Origin of the sequence: Enterococcus sp. DIV1298c (genome assembly GCF_017316315.1) — a bacterium.
GTDB classification, from domain to species: domain Bacteria; phylum Bacillota; class Bacilli; order Lactobacillales; family Enterococcaceae; genus Enterococcus_B; species Enterococcus_B mangumiae.
In genome coordinates, this window is the sequence record NZ_JAFLWG010000032.1 from 48,670 (window position 1) to 61,440 (window position 12,771).

General features: G+C 41.2%; 10 protein-coding genes. 1 reads left to right on the forward strand and 9 read right to left on the reverse strand.

Annotation, left to right across the window (positions count from 1 at the left end):
* Nucleotides 1-49: 49 nt before the first annotated feature.
* From JZO83_RS08125 to xylA, 8 genes are all read right to left on the reverse strand, one after another.
* The gene (locus tag JZO83_RS08125; RefSeq protein WP_207115455.1) at nt 50-1,699 is read right to left on the reverse strand and encodes a DNA mismatch repair protein MutS; all 1,650 of its coding nucleotides are present in this window, start codon (nt 1,697-1,699) and stop codon (nt 50-52) included.
* A 93-nt stretch (nt 1,700-1,792) separates the two neighbouring features.
* Nucleotides 1,793-2,416, reverse strand: a complete 624-nt coding sequence (locus JZO83_RS08130; protein WP_207115456.1) for a ThuA domain-containing protein — start codon at nt 2,414-2,416, stop codon at nt 1,793-1,795.
* A 35-nt stretch (nt 2,417-2,451) separates the two neighbouring features.
* Entirely contained in the window at nt 2,452-3,936 is a 1,485-nt protein-coding gene (gene xylB, locus JZO83_RS08135; RefSeq protein WP_207115457.1) for a xylulokinase, read from the reverse strand.
* A gap of 92 nt (nt 3,937-4,028) precedes the next feature.
* A complete protein-coding gene (locus tag JZO83_RS08140; protein ID WP_206853056.1) occupies nt 4,029-5,078 on the reverse strand; it encodes a sugar ABC transporter substrate-binding protein in 1,050 nt (349 codons plus the stop codon).
* Between the two features lie 25 nt (nt 5,079-5,103).
* The gene (locus tag JZO83_RS08145; RefSeq protein ID WP_207115458.1) at nt 5,104-6,069 is read right to left on the reverse strand and encodes an ABC transporter permease; all 966 of its coding nucleotides are present in this window, start codon (nt 6,067-6,069) and stop codon (nt 5,104-5,106) included.
* A 44-nt stretch (nt 6,070-6,113) separates the two neighbouring features.
* On the reverse strand, nt 6,114-7,622 hold the full coding sequence (locus tag JZO83_RS08150) for a sugar ABC transporter ATP-binding protein (RefSeq protein ID WP_207115459.1): 1,509 nt from the start codon (nt 7,620-7,622) through the stop codon (nt 6,114-6,116).
* A gap of 37 nt (nt 7,623-7,659) precedes the next feature.
* A complete protein-coding gene (locus JZO83_RS08155) occupies nt 7,660-9,276 on the reverse strand; it encodes a glycoside hydrolase family 43 protein (protein ID WP_207115460.1) in 1,617 nt (538 codons plus the stop codon).
* A gap of 104 nt (nt 9,277-9,380) precedes the next feature.
* Entirely contained in the window at nt 9,381-10,688 is a 1,308-nt protein-coding gene (gene xylA, locus JZO83_RS08160; RefSeq protein WP_207115461.1) for a xylose isomerase, read from the reverse strand.
* 257 nt (nt 10,689-10,945) lie between these two features.
* On the opposite strand from xylA, the gene JZO83_RS08165 reads away from it, so the two are divergent.
* Nucleotides 10,946-12,097 (forward strand): ROK family transcriptional regulator, encoded by a 1,152-nt coding sequence (locus JZO83_RS08165; protein ID WP_206853048.1) that lies wholly within the window; start codon nt 10,946-10,948, stop codon nt 12,095-12,097.
* Nucleotides 12,098-12,216: 119 nt separating this feature from the next.
* On the opposite strand, the gene JZO83_RS08170 is transcribed toward JZO83_RS08165, so the two are convergent.
* Nucleotides 12,217-12,771, reverse strand: a 555-nt coding sequence (locus JZO83_RS08170; RefSeq protein ID WP_277990897.1) for a transketolase C-terminal domain-containing protein, incomplete at its 5' end; no start/stop codon positions are given.

The window sequence follows — 12,771 nt, forward strand, 5'->3', positions numbered from 1 at the left end:
CCTATCAATGATGTCGTTTAGCTGTTTCCTCTTTGTTTCATATTAGTTCTTATTCAACTACCCGCCATTGGCGATGTTGATCAAAAAAGGCGGCTTCTGCTTGTGCCTCGTCAACGATGGCTTTAGGGTATTTCAGCACATCTAATAAAGCAATGGCATTTCTTGTTTTAGCAGGTCCTTGTTTTAATTTAAAGTCAAAGCTGATCCCTTTTTCAGGCGTTACTTGCTCTTCGAAATGGACATTGGCACAATCTTTCTTCAAGATCTCTGTCAATTCGATATCGTGTGTTGCAACAAATGCTAACGATGGGTAATCGCTCAGCCAGTTCACGATTGCTGCCGAAGAAGCAATCCGTTCAATCGTATTTGTGCCTTTCAAAATCTCATCGACAAAGCAATAGCAGCGTTCATTTGTTTCCACTTGTTGCAATAAACGCTTGATCGATTTGATTTCTGAAACAAAGTAACTATCGCCTTCAAATAAGTTATCTTCGATCGCCATTGAGGTCAAGACATGACCGGGTTGGAGCGTGAAAGATTCGGCTAAAGCGGTTTGGATCGTTTGCGCTAAAATGCAGTTGATCGCAATACTTTTAACATACGTCGATTTTCCTGAAGCATTCGAGCCTGTGACCAATGTGTTTTGTTGCCAAGCGATTGGATTGACGACTGCCTCTGAAATCAAAGGATGGTACGTATCCTCTGCGATGACCCCTCCTTCTGAAACCACTGGTTGACAGGAATAAGGCATGTAGGTGCGATAGTTCAACACCGCCGCTGCCACTTCTAACTCGCCTAATAACTGCCATAGATCGATTGCTTCTTTCGTTTTTTTCTCCAATCGACTAATAACAAAATGATACGAAATAAAAGGTAACATGAACATCATATTCAAATAGTCAAAAAACAACTCTGCTTCCGAGCCATTTTTTACGCGAAACGAAAAGCCGAACTTAGGGATATCTCTCAAAGGCTGAACATTTTTTTGCAGTTCCGCTTGCAATGGTGTGGCAAACGTAGCGATTTTTTTCGCCGCAGAAATCGTGGAAACAAGATAGCCCATACTGTTAAGTTCTGTTTCGAGCGTTTGTTTTTTTATCAAATAATAGATCGTATTGAACAATACGCTAACGATTGCGACAAAGATCCCGACCATTTGCCCGAGTAAAAATAGCCCTAAACCAATAAGCGGTAATATACCTAAGAAAGCAAACAAACCGATATGACCAATTTTCTTGCTCTTACCATCTGCTAAATATTGTTTGGCAAAATTTCGATCTTTTTTCCCTAGTCGTGCAAATTGATACTGGATCTCTTCTCTCAATTTAGGATTTTCTTGGTAGAAAGTGATTAATTGTTCTAACCGTTGATCGTGTCCAAAATCAAAGTTACGTAGACGTTGGTACAACGCTTCTGAACCTACACTCGAATACGTATGATTGACTGTTTCGAATACTTCAAACATATCCAGATCATACCAAGTCAAATCATCGACTTCGCTATCCCACGTTCGAAACTTTTTTTCTGTCTGCCAAGCTTCTTTTAAGCTTTCCTCCTTATCGAATCGTACTTGATATGGAAGTTTGCCCCACTTGTAACGGACATCGGCTCTTAGTTTTCTTCGTGAATTGATTTCTAACGCAACTAAGACTCCGATAAGTCCGACGATAAGAAGGATGATAAATTCTGTTTGACTCATAACTTCTCTCCAATCTATTAAATACTTCAAGTATAGCATTGATTGGAAACATAAATAGAGTTATAAAAAAACTATCCATCTTTTTCATCACAATCACATTAGCTTTAGACACCAATCGATCCCTTCTAAAAGTAGCTTTTCAGTTGCTTCATGTTGTAACCCTTCTGAAAAATGTGCAGGCGTGATGCAAAAGACGCTACCTTTGCCATATTGATGGCGCCAAGCAGCAATCGATTCGCCGGATTGAGAATAGCTGTGCAGGCGAACTTCTGTCTTCGCTTGATCTACCTCCGTGAAGTAGTGTTCGTCCCAAATCTTGTAAGATAGACCCTTTTGATCCCGATAGACGACTTCTGTTGGTTTAGGATGGTGAATGAATCGCCCACCTAGCATGTCATGAAAAGTGGAATGGATCGGATAGTTAGATAGTCCTGAATGATGTGCGATCAGGCTTCCGCCATTTACCACATACTCGGTGATCAGCTGATCGTATGTTTCATCTAACCAAACCGCCTGATCTGTTTCTGGCGCTAACCGATTTTCCTTTGAAAGAAGGAATATATCTGGTTGCTCTTGTAAGATTTTCCTCAGTTGATCAATTGTCAGATCAGTCATCTCTAGTTCTTGTGGAAACTTCTTAACTATTCCCTGAAAATAATCGACTAATTGATCATGTGGATGATAAAAATCGCCTAATAATGTGACTATTTTTTTCATCGAAAAAGCCCTCCTTTCACTCAATCATGCGTGTGTCACTTTTCATACATATGACAGATTTCCTTTGTACATTCGTATACTTTACGATAACGTGCATATACCTTTTGATACATTTCAACTTGTTGTGAATCGGGTTGTACTGGCGATTGGTAGGAAACAAAAACCGCTGCGCATTCGTTCAAATCGGCAAACCAGCCACAGCCGACTGCTGCTAACATGGCAGCTCCCAAGCCAGGTCCTTGTTCAGTTGTTAAAGTAACGATCGGGCGATTGAAAATATCTGCCTGCATTTGCAGCCATGCTGGATTTTTGGCGCCGCCACCTACCGAGACGATTTTTTCTATTTTTTGTTGGGTCATTTCCTCCATGATTTCTTGTGAATCCTTTAAAGAGAAGGTGATTCCTTCTAGCACGCTGCGGGTAAAGTGTTTCAGTTCGTGTTGCGTATCAATCCCGATAAAGCTTCCTCTGATTTGACTATCACTATAAGGAGTTCGTTCGCCTACGATATAAGGAGTGAACAACAACCCATTACTGCCAGCTTCAACGGTTCCTACCTCTGATAATAACTCATTGAATGATAGATTCGGAGCAAAGCGCTGCTTGAACCAGCTCAAGCTGTCGCCCGCCGCTAAGGTCACGCCCATGGAATAGGCTGCCCCTGAGGCATGTTGGAAGAGATGGAGCTTGCCTTGGTAGTCTCTATCCACATTTTTTTCGTATCGAAGAAATACTCCGCTTGTACCGATTGAACACAAGCCTAGACCTTCTTCTAAAATACCAGCGCCCACAGCACCACAAGCGTTGTCAGCACCGCCTGCGATCACTTTGATTTGTTTGGTAAATCCGTATCTTTCTTTTAGCTCTTCTTTCAATGTGCCGACTACTTCAGTAGATGCCACTAAAGGAGGTAAGATGTCTGCGTTGATTTCAAAGGTTTCGATGATTTCTTCATCCCACTGCTTAGTTTCTTGATTCAACAGTAGCGTTCCAGCCGCATCCGAATAGTCCATATGATACGAGCCGGTCAACCAGAATCGTAAATAATCTTTTGGCAATTGGATCTGTTTGACCTTTTCCAAAACTGTTGGTTCATGTTCTTGGACCCATAGGATTTTAGGGAGCGTAAAGCCTTCTAATGCTTTGTTTTTTGTTTGTTGAAGTAACTTATCTCCTATGGTTTCAGTGATTCTTTGGCATTGCGTGGTCGTTCGCACGTCATTCCATAAAATAGCTGGTCTTAGAACTTGGTCTGCTTCATCCAATAATACTAAGCTGTGCATCTGTCCAGAAAAGCTGATGCCTACTAGTTCATCTTTGAAATCAGTCACTTGTTCGACCAATTCTTTTATCACCTTATCTGTTGCTTTGAGCCAGTCCGCTGGTTGTTGCTCGCTATAACCCATTTGTGGATTACTCATAGGATAAGAAGCAACTGCTTCTCCCACTAGTTGCCCTTTTTGATCAAACACTAAGCCTTTCAATGCACTCGTTCCTAAGTCTAAACCTAATACATACATCGTTTATTTTCCTTTCTAATTTAAACAAGTGAAAGAAACAGTCTGCTCCTTGAAGTCACCGCCTGTTTCTTTCCATTGATCATATACGTATTTTATTCTGTTTCGTCCGTACTTTCTGTTTCGTCCTCTTCGACAGAGTCGGTTTTCACTTTACTTTTTTCTTTTCCATATTCTTCTAAGTCTTCGGCTAACACGTAGTTGACATCGATTGGGATGGTTGCATCAATCGTTTCTCCGTCAATGGCTTTCACTAAATTCTCAATGACTTGATAACCAATTTGGTAGGCATCTTGATCAACGATGGCTGTAATTCGTTCATCCGCCACACCTCTTAACCAAGTATCCGTATAATCAAACCCATAATGAAGAACTTGTCCTGCTTTCCCTTGCGATTCTAACGCACTCATCACCCCTACGTTCGGGCCTTCAGAACCTAAAGAAAAGACAGTGACTAAATCTCTATTCGCTGCAATATAGCCTTCTAATTGTTTTTTCGATTCTGATGGTTGGTCGTTATCTTGAATAGTGGCTAAAAAGTTAAAGTTTTCAGCATCTGGTCCATAGACCTCTGCAAAGCCTTCTTTCAATCCTTTTTCGCGATCGATCATTGTCGGTTGTGCAACGTCCACACAAACAATCGCGATCGAACCACCGGTGATCCCTTTTGCCTTCATTTCTTCTGCTGCACGTAATCCCAATTCTTTTCCAGCTGAAACGTTGTCCGTCCCAACATAAGCTGTCCGATCTTCTGGATTTTCTAAATCGGCATCAAACGTGATGACAGGGATGCCTTTATCCATTGCCTCCTTGATCGGATCGACGAATGCTTTTTTCTCAATCGGTGCAATCGCGATCCCTGCGGCGTTTTTAGCAACCGCTTCTCTGATAAAGCCGATATGCTTTTCTTTCTTACTTGGTTCAGCAGAAGGTGAAGTTTTCGTAACCAATGTATAGCCTAGTTCTGCCGCGGCATCTTCTGCTCCTTTTTTCATCGGGTTCCAATAAGCACCTGTATCTACGATCGGGATGAAGTACAACGTCTTTTCACTGTCAGCATCGGCGGAATCACTTGAACTACACCCTGTGCCAACTAATAATAACGCAACAAACATACTAATGATCCAAAATGATTTTTTAAACATGGTCTTTTCGCTCCTTTGATTGTAATTAAGACTGACGACTTGCTCGACGTTTCAAATAATCAATAATGATTGCTAAAATAATGACTAGTCCGGTGACGGTATCTTGCAAGAATGAATTTACACCCATCAAGGTCAAGCCATTTTTAAATACTTGCAAGGTTAAGATACCTGCAACTGCACCGCCGATCGTACCGATCCCACCGCTAAATGATGTACCGCCCATGATAGCTGCTGCCATCGCGAACAAGTCTAACCCATTCGCGTCTTTGGAAGCGCCACCATTTAAGTTTGAAACGATCAACAGACCAGCGATTGCCGCTAACATTCCTTCAATCATAAACATTTTGATAATATGCTTGTCAGTATCTATCCCAGATAGCCTAGCCGCCTCTTGATTTGAGCCTACAACATAGGTATACCTTCCTAAACGCGTATTTTTCATCACAAAAGCAAATACGACAATGACGATTAGAAAAATCAACGCATTACTTTTGAACATATTTGTACCGATCGGTGTTTTAGCCAATTGATTGAACCAAGCATTTTCTGAGCCGATAAATTGTTCATCTGTGAAAAATCCCAACATCCCTTTGATGACATAGCTTGTTCCTAATGTCAGAATAAATGAAGGCAAATCAAATTTTTTGATCAATAAAGCATTCATGGCTCCTAACAACGCGCCAGTCAGCAAGGCGAGAAGCACAACGAGTGGCGCAGGCATTCCTTGATTTGCCGCATATAAACCGATCATGCCTGCTGCCATCCCGACATACCCGATGGATAGATCAACATAACCGCAAATCAAGATCATCGCATAAGCAACAGTCAAAATCCCTACCGGTGGGATTTGTTGGAAGAAATTTTCAATGTTGAAGGTGTTCAAAAAATCAGCATTCGCAATTGAAAAATAGAGAATCAAGGCAATTAAGACTAAATAGACAGAGTAGTTCATAAAAAGTGACTTGATCGTTAACTTGTTTCGTTTTTCCATAGCTCTCTCCTTTGTTTACATACCATCTAACGGAAGAATCGTTCCTATTCATTAAGTGTGGCGTATGTCATGATCAATTCTTGGGCCTCATCTTTTCTATCCTGATACTCAGCGACGACGACTTCTCCTGTGATCCTACCTTCACGAAAGACTTGGATTCGGTCACATATGCCTAATAATTCAGAAATTTCCGAAGAGACGATCAAAATCGTTTTCCCTTGACGTGCCAAGTCGTTGATGATCGTATAAATTTCTGATTTTGCCCCGACATCGATTCCTTTGGTTGGCTCATCAAAAATATATACTTCATTTGTCGTGTTCAACCACTTTGCTAAAACTACTTTCTGCTGATTTCCACCCGATAGACTAGCAACTGGACGTGCAATGTCGCTGATTTTGATTTTCACGTCTTGAACAAACTGATGTGCCGTTTGACTGAGTGACCCATGTTTTAATATAAACCCACCTAGATTCGTTATCGTGATATTGTCTTGGATCGAGAGTCCTAGGAACAAGCCTTGATGTTTCCGATCTTCCGTCAATAGCCCAATGCCTTGACGAATCGCATCGACAGGTGATTTGATTACTACCGGCTGGTTCGCCAATTTGATTTCACCTGATTTTGCGCGATCTGCACCGAAAATCATCCGCATCGTTTCTGTTCTGCCACTGCCGACTAACCCCGCAAAACCTAACACTTCCCCACGTCTTGCTTGGAAGCTGACATTTTTAACCCGCCCAAAAGAATCAGAAAGGTTGGTAACTTGTAAGTAGGTTTCACCTAATTGGGTCGGTTGTTTCGGATACAGATCCTTGATTTCTCGCCCAACTAATCGCGCGATGATCTCTTCTTCAGACAAGTTTTTCACTTCATCTGTCAAAATATATTCCCCATCACGCATGATCGTGATGCGTTCACCTAATTCAAAGATCTCTTTCATGCGATGGGAGATGTAAATACTCGAAACGCCTTTTTCTTTCAATCTGCGAATAATAATAAATAAAACTTCGACATCTTTTTCAGACAAAGAAGTTGTCGGTTCATCAAAGATGATCACTTTAGCGTTCAAACTAAGCGCTCTGGCAATTTCAATCAATTGCTTATTGGCAGTAGAAAGCGAAGCAACCAATGTCGTAGGCAGAATCGTAGACCCTACTAGATTCAGCCATTGCTGCGTGTCTTCATATAATTTTTTAAAGTCAACAATTCCTAATGTCTTGTTTTTATAAGGCAAACGTCCAATAAAGATATTTTCCGCAACAGACAAATCTTCTGCTAGATTCAATTCTTGATGAACGAACGCAATCCCTAATTCTTGTGCAAGATCAGGTGTCATCTTAGAGATCTCTTTTCCTTCAAATATGATTTTCCCTTCGTCCTTATCGATCAAGCCGGCAAGAATATTCATCAACGTCGATTTACCTGCTCCGTTCTCCCCCATGAAAGCATGGATCTCACCTTTATTTATCTCAAGCTGTGCTTTTTTCAAGACATGTACAGGACCAAAACTTTTTTCAATATCAGACATTGAAAATAACCGTTCTTTTTCCATGGAACCCTCCTCTTACTCCTGAAACGACAACGCTGTTTTATTCACTTTGTTTTTCCCGATAATCAAAATAATCAAACACAGCTGGCAAATCATACCCTGAGTAATCGACATTGACCATGCCGACAAATGCGCCCGTAAAGAAACCGCCATGCGTCTGGTTAACATACTCATCGGATAATACTTTTGCATCTAACTGGATCGCTAATTCTGTCCATGCTTTTCCGTCAAATGAATAAGCATAGGTGTATGTCTCCTTTCTGACAATTGTCTTGAAATAAACCATCGTCACATCTTCTGGAACCGGAATCGCCTGTTCTTGTAAATAACTTTTGAATACACCTTGATTATTCTCAGTGATTTCAATGACCCGACCTTTTTCTTCCTGCCAAGTCACTTGGATCATCGACCAATGCTGCGAATTATAATAATTCGTCAACCCTGCCATTTGTTGGAACGTCGTCGGTGAATAACTCAAGGCAGTTTCTGCTTCAAACTCAAAAGCTTGCCAACGCCTAGCAACAAGTGAATGCCCATGTGTATTGGCTAAACTTCCAGCACCTCGTAATGTCAACTTGCCATCTTTCAAAATTCCGATCTCCTTCGTAAAAGGAACACGTACTGTTTGGAATTGTGATGGCAGCTCACTTTGTTCGAAGTCGGTTCTTTGTACCACTTTTTCATAAGGATGAGGGGTCACTCCTTTTGGTGCGTCTACTTCTAAGCTCCCTTGCTTTCCGCCCACGATTTCTGGCCATAAGTCTTCCGACCATGTTACTTTTTGGATCGCTGTTTCTCTGCCTAACGTACACCAGCCACGAGGGTCGTGGATCGATTCATTTTTGTGATGCCAAGGTCTGCCGGTCAAATGGGCAAAATACCATTCGCCTTCTGGTGTACTGACTAACGCGCCATGACCACATTTTTGCAGTGGATTTTCTGGAGAATCATAGGCAGTTAAAAAGGTCTCTGCTTGACTCTCAAACGGTCCTTCTAACGTTTTTGCACGTGCGACCACTTCTTGGTGCGTATAGACAGTGCCACCTTCTGCACAAAACAAATAATAATAACCGAACAACTTATACAGATGCGGTCCTTCCACTAATTTGACGTCGGTTCCTTTCCAAATGATCTTGCCTGTTTCAGGAAGCAAGCGTTGTTCTTCCACTGAATATTCAGTACATTTGATCCCATTGAACGGATGATGGTATTCGCGGTGATCCCATTCCATTTGAACCAAGTATTTTCGGCCATTGTCATCATGGAAAAGTGAAGCATCGAAGCCGACACCGTTCAGTCGAATGGGTTTGCTCCATGGACCAGTGATTTCTTCTGCGGTCGTCAAATAATTTGTACAATCTTTGAACGCCCCATTGACCACTTTGACATCGGTGTAAACTAACCAAAATTTTCCATCCGCATAAGATAAATCTGGTGCCCAGATCCCTCCTGAATCTTCATTCCCTTTCATATCCAACAGCTCAACAGTCGCTAATGGGCGGGCCACTAAGCGCCAGTTCATCAAGTCTTTTGATTCATAGATCTGAACACCTGGAAACCATTCAAACGTTGAGTTAGCAATGTAATAAGTATCATCTACTCGTATGATCGATGGATCAGCATGAAAACCTGTTAATACTGGATTTTTAATTTTCATCGTGCACCTCATTTTATTTTTTTAGGAGAATCTCTCTCAACGATCGAAAAGGGGGCAATGACAGCTATCTTTAGCTAACCGAAAGAGATTCTTCATCAGATGGATTAAACCAAATAATCATTCAAACAAGATTTGACATATTCAATATGACTGGATTCCAACTCGATGTCTTTCAAGTTCAACGCATAGTCCGTCAAACTTTCCAGATCTTCTTTGTCATTGACGATGGATTCCCCAATGCCTTCTTGGAAAGTCGCATAACGTTTTTCTTTTAAGGTATCGAAGAAACGATCTTCTTTTAATTTCGCGGCTGCTTTCAACCCTCTCGCAAATGTATCCATTCCAGCAATATGTGCTAAGAACAGATCTTCCATCGCGAAACTTGAACGACGGACTTTTGAATCAAAATTGATTCCACCAGGTGCGATCCCGCCATTTTCTAAGACACCATACATAGCCAAAGTGACATCATAGACGTTCGTTGGAAACTCATCGGTATCCCAACCAAGTAACACATCCCCTTGATTCGCATCAAGTGAACCTAACGCATTGTTGATTCGTGCCACTTCGATTTCATGTTCAAACGTATGCCCAGCTAAAGTGGCATGATTGGCTTCCAAGTTAAGTTTGAATTTCTCTTGTAGACCGTATTTTTGAATGAATTGTAACGCAGTCGCTGCATCAAAATCATATTGATGTTTACTTGGTTCCATTGGTTTTGGTTCAATCAAGAACTGTGGCGTATGCCCAATTTTTTCACTGTAGGCGATCGCCATTTTGAACAAACGTGCAATATTATCTTGCTCAAACGCCATATCCGTATTCAATAACGTTTCATATCCTTCACGACCGCCCCAGAATACATAATTTTGGCCGTTGAGTTTTTTGGAGATATCTAAGCCTTTTTTGACTTGTGCTGCGGCATAAGCAAAGACATCTGCATAGTTTGTTGAAGCGGCACCGTTCACATACCGTGGATGGCTGAACATATTCGCTGTGTTCCAAAGCAGTTTGATTCCTGTACGCTCCATGTGTTCCTTGATCAAGTCTGTGATTTCATCTAAATTGGCATAGAATTCTTCTAAGCTGTTTCCTTCAGGTGCGATATCGACATCATGGAAGCAAAAATAGTCAACGCCTAGTTTTTCTAAAATCTCAAAGAAGGCAGCTACTCGATTTTTGGCTGTTTCCATTTCAGTCGCGCCCATCCATGTTCTTTGATTGACTGGTGAGCCAAATGGATCACTGCCATCTTGTGTCATAGTATGCCAATAAGCGACCGCAAAGCGTAAATGCTCCTTCATCGTTTTGCCAGCAACGACTTCTTCCGGATTGAAATGACGAAAAGCAAAGGGATTGGTTGTCGTTGTTCCTTCGTACTGGATTTTTTCTACTTGTGGAAAATAGCTCATTATAAATTCCTCCTAATTTGTCTTTCTCTATTAGTTAGTTCATCGAACAAACTAACTTAACGAGTATATAGTATACGCTTTCATTTTTATAGTCAAGCTATTTTTTTATTATTATCAAAGGATTATTATTCTAATCCAGTTAATTCACTGGCTTTACAAAACGAATTAGCTGCAGATAAATAACTAGAAAAATAATGAGATTACCAGTATACTTTAGGACGTATCCTCATTACATAATGAACAGGAAGTGATTTACTTTGAAAAATCCAATTTATACCCGACGTAGCCCGAATGAATCTTTATGTCTAGAACTCATTATGAATCATCCTGCACTTTCTCGTGCTGAGCTTTCAGCCAAGACCGGGCTAACAAAAGCAACCGTCTCTGCCATTGTCAAAAAATTGATCGATGATCATCTCGTGATCGAAACCGGTATTGGCGAATCAAGCAATGTCGGCGGACGGAAACCAATCATTCTTCAATATAACGGAAAAGCGGGTCTTTCGATTGCCATCGATATCGGCTATAACTACATCAATGGTCTATTGACTTATTTAGATGGCGAGGAAGTCCAACATATCAAGAAAAAACCAATCACACTAGATGAAGAAGCCATTGATCGTTATCTTTCAGAAATCTTTACTCTATTTGAACAACAGATGCCTACGACCGAGTATGGGATCATTGGCGTGGCGATTGCCGTTCATGGCCCCGTCTATCATGGCGAACCCATTTTTGGTCCTCACTATAACTTTGATCACATACCTTTTCGCAAAATCGCAGAGAAACTTAGAAACTATCCTGTTTATTTAGAAAATGAAGCAAATCTTGCAGCTTTAGGTGAGTATACTTTTACCTCCGATTCCAAAAATCTTGTAAGCATCAATATGCACAGTGGGATTGGTGCTGGTATCGTCAAAAATGGGAATTTAGAAGTTGGTGCGCATGGCTTTGCTGGGGAAATCGGGCATCAAATCATCGTGATGGATGGGAAGGCCTGTCGCTGTGGTAATCGTGGCTGTTTGGAAATGTATGCCGCAAATAAAGTTTGCTACGAGCAATTTGCTCAAAGGAAAAAACTGGATTATGTCAATGCCATCATTCTTCGAGAATATTACCAAAACCAAGATCATGATGCACGGGAAGTCGTTGAAGAAAATATCAACTACTTGACGATAGGCATCAACAATCTGATTGCCCACTATGATCCGTCGATCATCGTTTTGAATAGCTCACTCTATCGTGAAATACCTGATATGATCGAACAACTAAGAGGGAATCTACGAAATCATTTTTCAAATCAATTAGTTGTCCGCAACAGCTCATTGAACGAAAAAGCGACACTGCTTGGAGGCGTAGTCTTAAACCTTCAACATTTTTTAGGAATCAAACACTTAAAACTAAAATAACAATAAAAAATCTGCCGAACTGGAATCGAATGATTTCCGGTTCGGCAGATTTTAACTAAACAACGTACATCTCTCATCATTTACGTAGATTTTGTCTTAGTAATGAACAAGAATACATCCTACAATTGGTCAAAGACTTCAACTACATGCTCTACTGTAAACTGATAGTTTTTGATGATCGTCTCGCCAGGTGCGCTCGCACCGAAGCGATCGATCGCAATGATTGCCCCTTGTGTCCCTGTATAACGTTCCCAACCAAAAGAAGCAGCCATTTCGATAGAAACACGTTTTGTCACTGCTTTTGGGAAGACACTTTCTTTGTATTCAGCTGATTGTTTTTCAAACAAATCAAAACTTGGCATTGAAACGACAGAGACGTCTTTGCCTTGTTCTGCTAATACTTTTTGTGCATCGACAGCTAAAGCTACTTCAGAGCCAGTGGCGATCAAGATCCCTTCTGGTTGGTCTCCTTTTGCTGGAGACAAGACGTAAGCGCCTTTTTTGACCATGTCATCTGCCACTTCTTTTGTTGATGGCAAAACAGGTAAGTTTTGACGACTTAGTACTAAGATCGTCGGTGTATCTGTTGATTCCATAGCTACTTTCCATGCGGCACGTGTTTCGTTGCCGTCTGCTGGACGTAGGACATGAACCCCTGGCATACTTCGAACAGA